Origin of the sequence: Saccharothrix mutabilis subsp. mutabilis (assembly GCF_039521145.1) — a bacterium.
GTDB classification, from domain to species: Bacteria; Actinomycetota; Actinomycetes; order Mycobacteriales; family Pseudonocardiaceae; genus Actinosynnema; species Actinosynnema mutabilis.
On sequence record NZ_BAAABU010000014.1, the window covers coordinates 1 to 14,821 of the forward strand.

Below are 14,821 nucleotides of genomic sequence, written 5' to 3' on the forward strand. Positions count from 1 at the left end.
TGCGGTCGGCGTTGCCGTAGGTGAACTGGTTCTGGTTCGGCTCGGTCGCGTCGATCTTCATCTCGTTCTCGGCGGTGACCATGTCGAACTCGCGGTTCAGGATGCCCACGTACGTCGAGTCGCTCAACTTGTTCGCGGCCACGGCCGTGCCGAAGTAGCGGCCCGACTGGGCCGCGGACGCGCCGAGCGTGGTCGCGGCGTTCGCGGAGGTCGCCACGAGCAGGCCGGCGCTCATGGTCACGGCGGCGAGCACCGATGACACGAGCGCGGCGCGCGACACTGACCTCGATGTCAGCTTCATGTTTGGCACCTTCTGGGGAGCACTGGGGACGTCGTCGTGTTCCAGGCCTGAAACTTTTAGCAGTATTGACCGAAACAGATAGTGCCGGCAAGGCCGTACTGAGACGCGCTTCGGTGCGCTGACCTGAGGTGTGGGGAGGTCAGCGCATTCGAAACGTTTCGAAACTATTCGACAGCGTCGAGGGCTTGGGCGACGGCGTCTCGCACCGCGCGCTCGTCCGGCGCGGTGCCGCCCGGTTTGCGCGACGAGCCCGTTCCCCGCTCACCGCACCACGTCCGCCGGTCGCACTTGTGGACGTGCGTGCCTGGCGCGGTCAGTCCACAGAGGACCGGAAAGCGGTGGCCGGCCGGCGCGTCACCGGTCGGGCGCACCTCGAAGTCGCCGGAGAACCCGGGGCGGATCTTCGCCCGGCGACCGCGCGGGGGAAGATCGCTCCGCACACGCGGGTCGCGGCGGCCGGATGGCGTAGGAACCCGCGGGGGTGTCGGGGGATCTCAGTAGGGTGGACCGATCGCGAGATGGGGGAGTGGCGGTGACCGACGAGGCCGATTTCGGGCCGTACCGGATCCTCGGCATGCTCGGCCAGGGCGGTATGGGCGTGGTGTACCGGGCGCACGACACGGTGCACGACCGGGTCGTGGCGCTGAAGAAGCTGCCCGCCTCGGTGGCCGACCCCGAGTTCCGGGCCCGGTTCCAGCGCGAGGCCCGGCTGGCGGCCTCGCTGAGCCACCCGAACATCGTGCCGGTGCACGACTTCGGCGAGATCGACGGCCAGCTGTTCCTCGACATGCAACTGGTCGACGGCACCGACCTGCGGCGCATGATGGGACAGGGCCAGGTGGACCAGGACCGGGCCTTGGCCGTGCTGCGCCAGGTCGCCCGCGCGCTGGACGCCGCCCACGAGGCCGGCCTGGTGCACCGGGACGTCAAGCCCTCCAACATCCTGGTCGACGGGGCCGGGCGCGCCTACCTCGCCGACTTCGGCATCGCCCGCGAGACCTCGCCCGACGCCACCGTGCTGACCCAGTCCGGCGACCTGATCGGCTCGTGGGACTACATGGCCCCCGAACGGCTCTCCCGCAGCGACGTCGACGGCCGCTCCGACCAGTACTCGCTGGCCTGCGTGCTGTTCGAGTGCCTGACCGGCCGCCTGCCCTACCCGGCCGCCGACATGGCCGCCAAGGTCGCGGGCCACCTGCTCCAGCCGCCGCCCGCGCCGTCGGTGTTCATCCCGACCATCACCCCCGCGCTCGACCGGGTCGTCCTGCGCGGCCTCGCCAAGGACCCCGCCCGGCGGTTCGAGTCGGCCACCGCCCTGATCACCGCCGCCGAGGCGGCCTCCTACTCCGGCGGCACCGTCCGCTCGGCCCAGCCGACCCTGCCCGGACCCTCCAAGGAACGCGACCAGGGCCGCCTGGTCCGGGCGATCATGCGGGCCCAGGAGCGCAAGCCCGGCACCCGCCGGATGCCCTACAGCAGCAAGCCCGTCTGCCCCTACCCCGGCCTGTCCGGGTTCGACCGCTCGGACGCGGCGCTGTTCCACGGGCGCGACCACGTCGTCACCGACCTGTTGGTGCGCCTGGCCGAGCAGCTCGACGGCGGCGAGCCCGTGGTGGTGGTCGGCGCGTCCGGCTCGGGCAAGTCGTCGGTGCTGCGCGCGGGCCTGCTGCCCGCGCTGGCCGGCGGCGACGGGCCCGACCTCGCGGACTGGCCGCAGATCGTGCTCACCCCCGGCCCGGACCCGGTCCGCGGCCTGGCCACCGCCATGGCCGCCCACTCCGCGCTGGACGCGGACGAGTGGGCGCGGGTCATCCGGCAGACGCCCGCGAAGTTCGGCGAGACGTGCGCCCGGTCGGTCGGCGAGACCGCGACCCGGCCGGTGATCCTGGTCGACCAGTTCGAGGAGCTGTTCACCTACGGCGCGCCCGAGGCCGACCGGATCGCCTACGCCACCGCGCTGACCTCGGCGAGCCCGGCCATCGTCGTGCTCGCCGTGCGCGCCGACCTGGTCGACCGGTGCATCGAGTTGGCACCCTTGAGACCCGCCTTGCAGGCTCCGGTCGTGCTCGGCCCGATGGACGCCACCGAGCTGCGCCAGGCCATCGTCGTGCCGGCCCGGGACGCGGGCCTGGAGGTCGAGACCGGCCTGCCCGAACGGCTCATCGCCGACCTGGGCGTGCGCGGCGAGATCGGCTACGACCCCGGCGCGCTGCCCCGGCTCGCGCACGCCCTGCGCGAGACGTGGAACCACCGCGAGGGCAACATGCTCACCCTCGCCGCCTACCGCCGCGCGGGCGGCATCGACGGCGCGGTCGCGCGCACCGCCGACGAGATCCACGACCGGCTCGACCCGCTGGGCCGGAACCTGCTGCGCACCACGTTGCTGCGCATGGTGACGGTGTTCGACGACGGCACCGCCGTGCGCCGCCGCGTGGACCCGCGCGAACTGCCCGCCCCGGTCATCCTCGACCAGCTCATCAGCGCCCGCCTGGTCACCGTGGACGGCACCGGCGCCCGCCTGAGTCACGAGGCGCTGCTGTCCGCGTGGCCCCGGCTGCGCGGCTGGATCGACGAGGACCGCGCCGGCCTGATCCAGCACCGCCGGTTCACCGACGCCGTGCGGGTGTGGCTGGAGTCCGGGCAGCACGCCGACGACCTGTACCGGGGCGTGCGGCTGGCGTCGCTGACCGCCTGGCTGGACTCCGCCCGCGACCGCGTCCGGCTGCAACCGGCCGAGCAGGAGTTCCTGGCCCGCTCCACCGCCGCCGAACAGGCCGGGCAGCTCGCGCAGCGCCGCCGCACCCGGCGGCTGCGGACCCTGGTCGCCGCGCTGAGCGTGCTGCTGCTGGTCGCCGCCGGCGCGATCGTCGTGGCCACCAACCTCCAGCAGGACGCCAAGAACCAGCGCGACCGGGCCGAGGCCTCCGGGTTCCTGAACCTGTCCCGCCAACTGGCCGCCGAGTCCTCCCTCGCGCGCGGCGTGGACCCGCGGCGCAGCGTGCTCAACGCCCTGGGCGCGTGGCAGGCGGGCCAGACCGTGGAGAGCCGCAGCGCGCTGCTGGCCAACGCGGTGGACGGCTACCGGGGCCGGATGACCGACCGCCACGACGGCGTGATCTCCTCGGTCGCGGTGTCGGGCGACGGCAAGGTGCTGGCCAGCGGCGGCAACGACGGCTCGCTGCGGCTGTGGGACGTCCCCACCCGCAAGCTGATCACCGTGCTGGACGACGGCGACGGCTGGTACCGCACGGTGTCGATCAGCCAGGACGGCAAGCTGCTCGCCACCGCCAACCCCGACAAGAAGACCGTGGCGCTGTGGGACGTGGAGAAGCGGGAGAAGATCCGGGACCTGCCCGGCGCCGGCATCGACACCGTCCTGTCCCGCGACGGCACCGAGGTCGTGTCGTTCACCGAACGCGGCCTGGTCGTCTGGAACACCAAGACCTTCGCCGAACGCGCCGTGGTGCCGGTGACCACGCCGTCGATCTTCATGGCGATGAGCCCGGACAAGAACCTCCTGGCCGTCACCGACGGCAACAACGTGCAGGTCCGGCGCATCGCCGACGGTGCGACGGTGGCGAGCCTGGTCGGCCACACCGCCGCGGTCCAGTCGATCGCGTTCGACCCGGCAGGCCCCACCGTGGCCACCGCGTCCACCGACGGCACCGTGCGGCTGTGGGACACCGGCACCTGGGCCACCCGCGCCACCCTGGAGTCGCCCGAGGGCAGCCTGACCTCGGTCGGGTTCAGCGCCAAGGGCAACGCGATCGTCGCCAGCGGCAACGGCACCAGCGTCTACTCGTGGGACCCGACCAGCCTGGTCCTGGTGGCGCGCCTGGCGACCCGGTCGGTGACCACGTTCGGCATCACCGTGACCGCCGACGGGCACACCATGATCGGCGGCGACTCGTCCGGCGAGATCACCGTGTGGCAGCTCGGGCAGACCGTGATGGGCGACCGGCACGGGTCGGCCATCGCCGTGGCGTTCCACCCCGACGACAAGCTGATGGCCACCGTGGACGGGGCCGGGTTCCTGGAGGTGTGGGACACCACCACCGGCGACCTGGTCAAGCGGGTCAAGGCGCACGAGGGCGCGGCCTACGACGTGGACTTCGCCCCCGACGGCAAGGAGCTGGCGACCTCCGGCGAGGACGGCGCGGTGGTCGTGTGGCGGGTGTCCGACGTCGCCGAGCAGCGGCGGTTCAGCCGGCCCGGCACCGTCATGGCCAGCATGCGCTACAGCCCCGACGGCAAGCAGATCGCCATCGCCGGCCGCGCCCCGGCCACCGTCACCGACGTGGACCGCGACGAGATCCTCCTGCTGCGCGCGGGCGACCTGTCCCTGTCGCCGCTGCGCCGCCCGACCCGCGCCGAGCCGCGCAACGACGACCCGAAGTCCCCGGTCGGCAACCACCCCACCGGCATCGCGTTCAGCCCGGACGGCCGGACGCTGGCCGTGCCGCTGTCCGCGGGCAAGGTCGGCCTGTGGAACCTGGTGGACCCCGGCGCGGAGCTGACCATCCTGCCCGGCCACGACGGCATCGCCATCGACGCCGACTTCAGCCCCGACGGCGCCCTGCTCGCCACCGGCGGGTCGGACCGGATCGTCAAGCTGTGGCGGGTGCGCGACGGGCAGCTCGTCGGCGAGCTGACCGGCAGCGACTCGACCATCCGGCGGGTCGCGTTCAGCCCCGACGGCAGGTCGCTGGCCACCGCGAGCCAGGACACCGTGGTGCGGCTGTGGAACGTGGAGGACCGGCGGTTCCTGGTGCGGCTGGACCGGCACGAGGACCAGTTGAACGACCTGGAGTTCGACAGCAAGGGGGAACGCGTGCTCAGCGTCGGCGCCGACGGCGTCGCGCGGCTGTGGCACCTCGACACCGCGCACGCCACCCGGGTGTTGTGCGGGCTGCTGGACCGCGACACGCTGGCCGAGGAGTGGAACGCGCTCGGCCCGGACCGGGGGAGTGCGCCGACGTGCCCGGAATGACCGGAGTGCCGGTGGGGGTGGAGGGGGTCGCCATGCCGACGGTCGTGGTGCGCGCCTCCGGGGTGGGCGCGGTCGTGCTGCGGCCCGGCGAGTCGCTGGTGTTCGGCCGCGCGCCGCACGTCGGCGAGCGGGTGCCCGGCCGGGTCGCGCTGACCCTGCCCGACTGCGCGCCGCACGTGTCCCGGCTGGTCGGGGAGCTGGTCGTCGGGACCGACACGGTGGCGCTGCACTGGCTCGGCGCGGGCGAGGCCCAGCTGTCGAGCCTGTTCGACGCGCCCGGCGGCGCGCGGCGGGTGATCCTCGCGCGGTCGATGTCGGCGCTGCTGGACCGCGGCGAGAACCAGCTCGTGCTGCTGCTGGGCCGCCAGGGCCCGCTCGGCTTCACCGACCTGGTCGTGAACATCGACGTCTCGGCGTCGGAGGGCGCGCCACCGGTGGCCCCGCCGGAGGGCGAGGCGACCGGCAAGGGCCCGAGCCTGCCGCGTGGCGGCCGGGACTGGTACGTGGCGCTGGCGCTGTGCGAGCCGTGGCTCGCGGGCAAGGACGACTACCCGCGCCCGCCGTCGAACAAGGAGATCTACGAGCGGGTCCTGCACTGGCACGGCTACGCGTGGAACCTGCACCGGCCGCAGCGCGTGGACGACGCCATCCGGGCCATCTCGGCGGTCGCGTTCGGGGTGGCCGACGACCCGTACCTGGCGCCGCACGTGGGCCGGTTGCAGAACATCCGCTTCGCGGTGGCGCGGCGCGCGGCGGAGACCCGCCTGGTGACCGCGGCGGACCTGGCGGAGGTCGAACGCGCAGCCCGGAACCGGAAACTTCCACCCCCGGCACCGGGAACGACCGGCTGACAGTCCTGCTCTGACCGGGGAACCGAGGGTTCCACTGTCGAGAGGGGACTGTCATGTCGCAACCGGTACGGGCGCGGAAGTCCGGCGCCACCGTGGCGCTGCTGGTGCTGTTGACGCTGTCGAACCTGTTCGTGCTCGTGGTCGGCCTCGTGGGCTGGGTGGACGAGGCCGACCACGGCGCGGACTGGGACGACGGCTCGTTACGGGCCCTGGTGTTCGCCTCGCTGACGAGCCTGGTCGCCGTCGTGGGGCTGGTCGGCGCCTGGCTGAGCCGCAAGTGGGGTCCCCGGCTGTACCTGGCCGCCGCCGGGATCGGCCTGCTGGTCGGGCTGGTCCTGGCGGAGGGGGCCGTGTCGCCGTTCAGCTTCCTGGGCATCGGGCTGGCCGTGGTGCTGTGGCTGACCGCCGAGAACAACTGGTAGGTCGCGGGCGGTCACCTTGTCCGTGGTGGCTTCGGAGGCGGGGACGCCGCTCGGCACTGGCTGAGCCGCGAACCCGCCTCCCGGCGTGCCGGGCTGAGCCGGCAGGCCGTCGCCGGGCGTGGGGGCGGGCGCGAAGCCGCCGCCGGGCGTGGCGGGGTGCACGGGCGCGGACAGCCCCGGCCCGGAGGCGAAACCACCGCTCGGGGTCGGCGGGTAGGGCGCGAACCCACCGGCCGGGGTCGGCGGGGTGGGCGCGAAGCCGCCGGCCGGGGTGGCAGTGCTGGGAACGGGGAAGCCGGCGCCCGGTGTCGCGAGGACCGGTGCGCTTGCCGCCGCGAGGCGCTTGCGGCGGGTCATCAGGACTGCCGTGCCGGCGGTCGCCGTCGCGATCGCGATGCCCGCGCACAGCACCGCGAACACGATCAGCAACGTCGGCGCGCCGCCCGGCTTGCCGCCCTTGTCCGCCGCCAGCTTCCGGTACTCGCTCGCCTGCTGGTGCCCCGGCGACCCGGCGAGCACGGCGTCGAAGTACTCGACCGCCGCGTCGTAGTCGCCCTCGAAGTACCTGTCCAGCCCGGTCCGGTAGTCGCGGTCGTGGTCGCCGACCGCGGCCTTGATCTCCTTGCCCTTCAACACGTCGGTCAACGTCTGCGAGGACGCGGCGAGGTTGAACGACTGCGTCTCGCCCGGCGAACCCTGGCTGACCAGGCCGACGATCCCGCCGTCCATGTCCACCACCGGCCCGCCGCTCATGCCGTGCGTGGCGGCGGCGCTGAACTCGTAGAACGGCCGGCCCTGCTGGGTGCGCCGCGCGGAGATCTGGCCGTTCTTGCTGCTGGGTTCCAGGCTCGGGTCCACGGCCGCGCTCGCCGAACCGGGGTAGCCGATCGCCAGGATCGGCGTGCCGACGGCGGTCTGCTCGTCGCGGACCTCCATGGCGGGCAGGTGTTCGCGCGGGATCTTGAGCACGGCGACGTCACCGTCCTCGGGCGCGACCAGGTCCACGACGGTGGCCGGCGCGATGTCGCGGACCTGCTCGGAACCCTTGGCCTCCATGCGTTCCACCTGGATGGAGCGGTCGACCGGGCTGTCCGGGGTCGCCCCCTCGGCTTGGCCGTGCTCGGCGAAGTCGCGGCGCGCCTTGGCCTCGTCCCGCACCCGGCCGACCTTGGCCAACTCCGCGACCGCCGCCGCGAACAGCGCCCCGCCGCCGCCGTGCGGTCCGGTGTGGACGCAGTGGCTGGCGGTGGCGACGTGCCCGTCGGGCGTGACGATCGCGCCGCTGCAGGAGGTCTTGACCTCGAAGCCCCCGGTGCCGCCGAAGACCTCGCCGGTGCGCTTGTCCCGCACCCAGCCGTGCCAGGTGACGGAGATGAACACGACGCCGGGCCGGGCGAGCGCCGCCGCCCGCTCCTCGGGGCTGGAGGGAGCCGCTGCGAGGGCGGGAGGTGCGGCGAGAGCGGCGAGGGCGAGAGCAACTGCCGGCAGGATCGTCGTTCGGCGGATCACCCGTACAGCCCCGTTCCCTCGACGCGCACCCACACCGAGCGGTAGCCGTTGGCGGCGTTCTGCTCGACGAACTGGTTGCCCTGGCAGGTGTACTCGTCCACCTCGTTCAGGTCCGCCTTGACCTCCTGCGGCGTCGTCCCGATGTGGCCGCGCTGGTCGTAGGACTCGTACACCACCGACGTCTTCGTGCGGGCCAGGTAGGTGACCTGCTTGTCGGTGGCCGTCCAGGTGAACTCGGTGCTGCCGTTGCCGACCAGCCGCAGCTCGTTGCCCTGGTAGCTGCCGGTCAGGGTCCAGTTCTCCTGGAACTCCGTCGCGGTGCCGTCGGGCCGGAACTCGTAGCGGCGGCCCGCTCCGCTGAACGGGATGCGGTCGGCGTCGGTGTAGAACTTGAGCATCAGGCTGTCCTCGACCGTCCGCCACGTGCCGACGATGCACATCGGCAGGCCGGCGGCGCGGGAGGTGGGCGTGCGCGGCGTGGGGGACGGGCGGTCGCCCACCACGACCGGGTCGCCACCGGCGGGTCCGCTGTCGGCGATGGCCACGGCCGTCAACGCGGACGCGCCCAGCAGCGCGGCGGCGGCGACGGAGAACAGGACGACGACGGCGGGTCTTCCCGGCGGCTGGGGGGAGTCGCTCACGCGCTCATCGTATTGATCGCACCGGCCGGCCGGACGCGGAACCTACCGGAAGTTTCCGCCGGTCGCACGCCCGTTGACCCGTACGGCGCAACGACATCCGCCCCTCAGGTCAGGTGCTGGAACCGTTCCGACGCGACGGTCAACGCGTCCACGCACGCGCGGATCGCGCCGCGCTCGTCGTCCTCGGACCGGGTCACCGCGTAGATCGTCCGGTTGAGCGCCGGGCGGGTGGCCAGGACGCGCACGCCGTCGGGCACCGAGTCCCGGCCCAGCCGCGGCACGACGGCCGCGCCCACGTTGCCCGCGACCAGCGCGAGCTGGGTGGGGTAGTTGCCGATGGTGCAGCTGATCCGGGATGTCACGCCGTGCCGGCGCAGCACGTGCGCCAACCAGTCGTAGCAGCCCGACCCGGCGCTCCAGCCGATCCACGGGATGTCGTCCACCTCGGCCAGGTCCACGCTCTTGCGGTGCGCCAAGCGGTGCGACGCGGGCAGCACCAGGTCCGCCACGTCGTGCAGCAGGGTGGTGCTCGTCATGGTCGCGGGCAGCGCCACCGGCCGGTGCTCCCAGCTCTCCAGCACGGCCACGTCCAACGCGCCCTCGACCACGCGCGGCAGCGTCTCCTCGGCCTCGCCCTCCTCCAGCGTCACCGCCAGGCCGGGGTGCCGGTCGCGCAGCGCCGCCAGCGCGGGCGGCAGGAGGGCGTGCACGGTGGTGGGGATCGCGCCGACCCGGACCGTGCCGGTGACGTCGTCGCGCAGCAGCTCCAGCTCCGTGCGCGCCTGCTCGACCTGGGCCAGGATGCGCTCGGCGTGCCGGGCCAGCACGTGCCCGGCGGTGGTGAGCCGGACCGTGCGGCCGTGCGGTTCGAGCAGCCGCTGCCCGGCCTCGCGCTCCAGCTTCGCCAGTTGCTGCGACACCCCGGACGGCGTGACGTGCAGCGCCACGGCCGCCGCCGCGACCGTGCCGTGCGTGGCCACGGCGTGCAGCGCACGCATCCGCTCCAAACTCAACACGGTAGCGATGCTACCGGGTTCCGCTGAAGAACAGTCGCTTGTCCTTGACAGTCGCGCGGGCGAGGCTGGGGGCCGTGACCACCACCGAAGCCCGCCCCACCGGCGCGCGCGCCACGCCGGCGCGGGTGCACCCGGCCCTGCTCGCGGCCCTGGGCAGCGTCTGCATCGCACTGTCGTCGGTGTTCATCAAGGTGTCCGGGACCACCGGCAGCACCAGCGCGTTCTGGCGCTGCCTGATCTCCCTGCCGGTGCTGGTGGCGCTGGTGTGGTTCGAACGCAGGCGCGGCACGGCCCGGCGGCGGATCGTCCTGCCGCTGCTCGCGGGCGTCGGGCTGGGCGTGGACTTCGTGCTGTGGGGCGACGCGATCGCGCTGGTCGGCGCGGGCGTGGCGACGGTCATCCTGTCCGTGCAGGTGGTAATCGTGCCCGCGGTGGCGTTCCTGGCCTACGGGGAGCGGCCGTCGGGCCGGTTCCTGGTCGCGGTGCCGGTGCTGCTGGGCGGGATCGTGCTGGCGGGCGGCCTGGCGGGCACCCCGGCGTTCGGGCCGGACCCGGTCCTGGGCGCGGTGCTGGCCCTGGGCGCCGGCGTGGGTTACGCCGCCTACCTGGTGCTGATCCGGCACAGCACCGGCCCGGGGGCCCGGGAGCACACGTTGCTGCTGGCCACCGTGTCGGCGGGCGTGGTGGCCGCCGGGATGGGCCTGCCCACCGGCCGGCTGGACCTCACCCCCGGCTGGCCCGCGCTGGGCTGGCTGGTGGCGCTGGCGGTGGTCGGCCAAGTCGTGGGCTGGATGCTGATCTCCACCGCGCTGCCCCGGATGTCCAGCTCCAAGGGGGCGACGCTGATGCTGGTCCAGCCGGTGGCGGCGATCCTGCTGGGCGTCGTGCTGCTGTCCGAACGGCCCGGCGCGCTGCAACTGGTGGGCTGCGCGGTCGTGCTGGGCTCGGTCGCGTTCGTGGGCGGGGCCCGGCGCTGAGGGCCGCCGACGAGAACCCCGCGGTCGCCGGCGGGGTTCTCGTCCGCGCCTGCTACCCGGGCAGCGGCGCGTCCGGGGCCTTCAGCGACGCGCGCAGCAACTCGCGGTACTCGTCGACCATCTCCACGATCGTGGACTCGTCGAAGTCGAGGCTGTTGAACTTCACCACGCCGACCAGGTCGCCGGACGGGTCCAGGTCGAAGTCCCACAGGTTGCCGTCCGGGATCTCCGAGGTGTCCACCGACGAGATCAACCGCCGGCGCAGCGCCGTGTACCGGATGTCGCCGATGCCCTCGGCCTCCGCGTCCGGCGGGAACTGCGAGATCTGGAACGCGGTGACCACGCTGTTGACGTTGATGGTCGTGCTGCGCATCAGCTCCGGCGCGGACTGGGCGATGATGTCGTTGAACGGCAGGTAGTGCGAGTACGCCTCCAGCAGCACCGACCGCGTCCGGTGCACCAGGTCGGCGAAGCTCGCGCACCCGGACAGATCGGTCCGGATCGGCAGGAAGTTGAACAGCGGGCCCACCGTGTCCTCGAACGCGGGTTCGGTGCGGCCGGCGGTGATGATCGGCGTGGCGATGTCGCTGACACCGGTGCGGCGGTGCAGGAACAGGTTCCAGCACGCGAAGAAGACCATGAACGACGAGCTGTTGAGCGACTCGGCCAGCGCGGTGGTCGCGCTGACCAGCTCCCGGTCGAACAGGAACCGGTGCACCGCGTACACCGGCGGCACGTCGAACCGCCGGGGCCGGTCGGTGGGGGTGGTGACCATGGTCCCGCCGGCCAGCTTCTCCCGCCAGTACTCGCGGGCGATCGCGGCGGACTCGCTGGTGCGGGCCTCCCGCTGCCACTGGACGAACTCGCCGAACTGGCGCGTCTCCGGCAGTTCGGGCGCGGGCGCGCCGCGCCGCTTGGCGTAGCGGACGGCGAAGTCGCGCATGATCACGTGCATCGACCAGCCGTCGCTGACCAGGTGGTTGGTGACCAGCACGAGCACGGCGTCCTCGTCGTCGAAGCGCCCGAGGGTGGCCTGGAGCAACGGCATCTCCTTGGCGGCGAGCCGGCCCGCCTGGTCGACGTCGTTGAGGAACTCGTGCGCCTGCTGCTCGCGGTCGGCCGCGTCGGCGGGCGGGAGGTCCACCACCGCGAGGTCGACCGGGCTCGGCGGGAAGACGCGCGCGTAGGGCGCGTCCTTGTCCCGCACCAGGGAGGTGCGCAGGACCTCGTGCCGCGCGACGACGTCGTCCAGCGCGAGCTGCACGGTCGGCAGGTCCAACCGGCCCCGCACGCGCCAGCCGGCCAGGACGATCCCGCGCGGGCCGAACACGCCGAGTTCGTCGCCCCGGTCGAAGGCGCACAGGAATTCCTCGTTGGCCGACAGCGGGCGGGTGGCTCCGGTGTCGCCGGTCCTCGGGAGCTGGTGTTCGATGGTCATCGGCGGCCGTCCGTTCCGGGCGCGACAAGGCTGGAAGTCATGGTGGGGACCCGCTTTCTCGGCGAGGTGTGCGCTGCGGGGAATCGTTCCCCACCGCCGTGGCGGGGCACATCTCCCGAAGTGCTCCCCCCGTCCGGTCCCCGGACACGCGAAACGGCGTGGCCGTTGCCCTGGAAGGACAATCGGCCACGCCGAGGGGTCACGCGCCGGACGAACGACCCGCCCCGGGACCGGGGTCAGTTGTCGTACTCGTCGTGGTACTTCAACCAGGCCCACTTGAAGGGCAGCCCCTCTTCCTGCCGGCCCAACGCGGTCAGGTCGAGGTAGTTGTAGGTGTTGTTGACCAGGTCGGTGCCGCGGAAGGCGGTCGAGTACGAGCAGTACACGTTGTCGTCGTCGTCGCGGATGAACACCGTGATGCCGGGGATCGTGGTCGCCCCGGGGACCAGGTCGAAGTTGAAGTCGTCGTAGAAGCTGGTGCCCGCGGAGGAGACCGCCTTGACCTTCCAGCCCATCCGCTCCCGGTGCGCGAGGAAGTCGGCCAGCGGGACCGGGCAGTCGACCATCAGCGTCGTGTCCCGCGCGTGCAGGTGCTCCATGTGGTACGGCATGTTGTCGATCCAGAACGAGCAGCCCACGCAGAACTGGTTGCCGGAGTCCGACGGCTTCATGAAGTGGTACACGATGAGCTGCCGCCGGCCCTCGAACAGCTCGACCAGGCTGCGTTTGCCGTCGGCCGTGTCGAAGACGTAGTTCTCGACGGGGAACATCGGCAGTGCGCGGCGCTGGGCGTGCAGCGCGTCGCGCGCCTTGCTGTGCTCCTTCTCCTTGGCGAGGAGGGGAGTACGCGCCGCCCACCACTCTTCTCGGGACACGACTTCGGGCAGTGTCATCGCGACAACTCCTGGTCTTCGGGCTCGTCCTTGGCTTCACCTCCACCTTTCCGGGCGGCCGGTCGGCGAGCATCTCCGTGGTTGCCCGCCGGACGCGACGACGGCCGGTCGACGGGGTGCGGGACACCTCGTCGACCGGCCGTCGCCGGTCGGGGTCGATCACTCACCGGGGGGCTGCTCGGCGGGCGCCTTGCGGGGCATCAGGGTGACGAACGGCAGGCTCAGGGCGGTCGCGGCGAGCACGACGATGAGGGTCACCTTCATCGCCTCCGCGAAACCGGAGTCGGCGGCCATGAAGAACACCGAGGTGACCGCGGCCGAACCGATCGCCGACGACAGCTGCTGGATCGAGGTCAGCGAGCCGCTGGCGCTGCCGGCCTCCTCGGGCTTCGCGTCGCCCAGGGCGACCGTGGGGATCGTGGTGAAGCACAGACCGGTGCCGATACCGACGATGATGAACGCCGGGACCAGCGCCCAGATGCTCAAGTCCGTCCCGTAGGCGTAGACCAGGGCCAGGACCCCGGCGCAGCCGACCAGCGAGACGCCCAGGCCGATGAACACGAGCTTGCGGCCGAGCTTGGTCACCAGGCCGCCCATGGCGGCGAAGCTCGCGGCGATCAGGCCCAGGGTCAGCGGCACCAGGCCCAGCGACGCGTCGCGCGGGTTGGCGTCCAGGCCCTCCTGCAGGAACAGCGACAGCACGAAGAACAGACCGGTGCTGGCGGCGAAGGCGATCAGGCCGACGACCATGCCGGAGGTGAAGCCCCGGTTCTTCAGCAGCGAGGGCACGATCAGCGGGTTGGCCGCCGTGCGCTGGCGGTAGCCGAACAGGACGAAGAACAGCAGGCCGACGACGAGCGCGGCCACCGGGACGGCGGACCAGCCGTTGGAGGAGCCCTCGATCAGGCCGTACAGCACGCCGAGCATGGCCACCGCGAGCAGGCCGGAACCCCAGCCGTCGACCACGGTGTCCCGGTCGCCGTCGCCGTCGCGCGGCAGGATCCGGATGGCCACGATGATGCCGATGACGCCCAGGATGATGTTGGCGAGGAAGATCGGGCGCCAGGACAGGCCGAACAGGTCGGCGTTGATGATGAAACCGGCCAGGACCGGGCCGCCGACCGCGGAGATGCCCAGCACCGGGCCGAACAGGCCGAACGCCTTGGCCAGCATGTCGGGCGTGAACGCCTTGGTCATGATCGCCATGCCCTGCGGGATGAGCAGCGCGCCGAACGCGCCCTGGGCGACGCGGGCGGTGATGAGCAGCGCCGGGTCGGGGGAGAAGCCGATGACCGCCGAGGCCAGGGTGAACCCGGCCATGCCGATGAGGAACAGCTTGCGCTGACCGTACTTGTCGCCCAGCCGCCCGCCGATCAGGAGGAGGACGCCCATGGCGAGCAAGTACGCCGGTCCCACCCACTTGATCAGGCTCTCACCGCCGTTGAGCTCACGGGCGATGGTGGGGGCGGCGATGTTGGTGACGGTCCCGTCGATCACGTCGATGGCGTCGGCGAGCAGCACCAGCCCCAGGATCGACCACATCCGGCGGGTCGTGACCGCGCCCGGCTCGGTCGTGCTAGTCATGAGGAACGTCCTTCTCGGTTCGCGTCGGGGGCACCCCTCTTGGGCGACCTCTCACCCCTTACTACGAACGCCCCACGCCCGATCCGACAGCACGTCCAAGATTTTTTGCGACCGGGTCGCGGCGGAGTGCCCCGCAGGCGTGTTTGCGCTGGTGAAGGGCCTTGCGGGGCGGTGGTGGACGACGCCCGTCCGGGGGATT

The 14,821-nt window shown here is 72.6% G+C and carries 10 protein-coding genes; 3 read left to right on the top strand and 7 right to left on the bottom strand.

All coding sequences use genetic code 11. From position 1 onward, the window contains the following. Positions 1-301: endo-1,4-beta-xylanase (locus ABD126_RS25650; RefSeq protein ID WP_343936476.1), on the bottom strand; the 301-nt coding region annotated here is incomplete at its 3' end. A 532-nt stretch (positions 302-833) separates the two neighbouring features. On the opposite strand from ABD126_RS25650, the gene ABD126_RS25655 reads away from it, so the two are divergent. Beyond that, positions 834-5,291 (top strand): nSTAND1 domain-containing NTPase, encoded by a 4,458-nt coding sequence (locus ABD126_RS25655; protein WP_343936477.1) that lies wholly within the window; start codon positions 834-836, stop codon positions 5,289-5,291. Further along, a complete protein-coding gene (locus ABD126_RS25660; RefSeq protein ID WP_343936478.1) occupies positions 5,288-6,142 on the top strand; it encodes a hypothetical protein in 855 nt (284 codons plus the stop codon). The genes ABD126_RS25655 and ABD126_RS25660 overlap by 4 nt, the downstream gene beginning before the upstream one ends. 200 nt (positions 6,143-6,342) lie before the next feature. Here the strand turns inward: ABD126_RS25660 and ABD126_RS25665 are convergent, their stop codons facing one another. The 3 genes from ABD126_RS25665 to ABD126_RS25675 all read right to left on the bottom strand — a co-directional run bounded on the left by ABD126_RS25665 (position 6,343) and on the right by ABD126_RS25675 (position 9,730). After that, positions 6,343-8,073 (bottom strand): trypsin-like peptidase domain-containing protein, encoded by a 1,731-nt coding sequence (locus ABD126_RS25665; protein WP_343936479.1) that lies wholly within the window; start codon positions 8,071-8,073, stop codon positions 6,343-6,345. After that, the gene (locus ABD126_RS25670; RefSeq protein WP_343936480.1) at positions 8,070-8,714 is read right to left on the bottom strand and encodes a hypothetical protein; all 645 of its coding nucleotides are present in this window, start codon (positions 8,712-8,714) and stop codon (positions 8,070-8,072) included. The genes ABD126_RS25665 and ABD126_RS25670 overlap by 4 nt, the downstream gene beginning before the upstream one ends. A gap of 104 nt (positions 8,715-8,818) precedes the next feature. Further along, complete coding sequence (locus tag ABD126_RS25675) at positions 8,819-9,730, bottom strand: LysR family transcriptional regulator (protein WP_343936481.1); 912 nt, start codon at positions 9,728-9,730, stop codon at positions 8,819-8,821. A gap of 74 nt (positions 9,731-9,804) precedes the next feature. Here ABD126_RS25675 and ABD126_RS25680 point away from each other — a divergent pair, with 74 nt between their 5' ends. Continuing rightward, on the top strand, positions 9,805-10,707 hold the full coding sequence (locus tag ABD126_RS25680) for a DMT family transporter (RefSeq protein WP_343936482.1): 903 nt from the start codon (positions 9,805-9,807) through the stop codon (positions 10,705-10,707). Between the two features lie 52 nt (positions 10,708-10,759). Here ABD126_RS25680 and ABD126_RS25685 read toward each other — a convergent pair whose 3' ends face one another. The 3 genes from ABD126_RS25685 to ABD126_RS25695 form a co-directional block, all read right to left on the bottom strand. Next, a complete protein-coding gene (locus ABD126_RS25685; RefSeq protein ID WP_343936483.1) occupies positions 10,760-12,145 on the bottom strand; it encodes a condensation domain-containing protein in 1,386 nt (461 codons plus the stop codon). 236 nt (positions 12,146-12,381) lie between these two features. Then, positions 12,382-13,038, bottom strand: coding sequence for a DUF899 domain-containing protein (locus ABD126_RS25690; RefSeq protein ID WP_343936484.1), 657 nt, complete (start codon positions 13,036-13,038; stop codon positions 12,382-12,384). A gap of 159 nt (positions 13,039-13,197) precedes the next feature. Continuing rightward, positions 13,198-14,622, bottom strand: a complete 1,425-nt coding sequence (locus ABD126_RS25695; protein ID WP_343936485.1) for an MFS transporter — start codon at positions 14,620-14,622, stop codon at positions 13,198-13,200. Between the last annotated feature and the right edge of the window lie 199 nt (positions 14,623-14,821).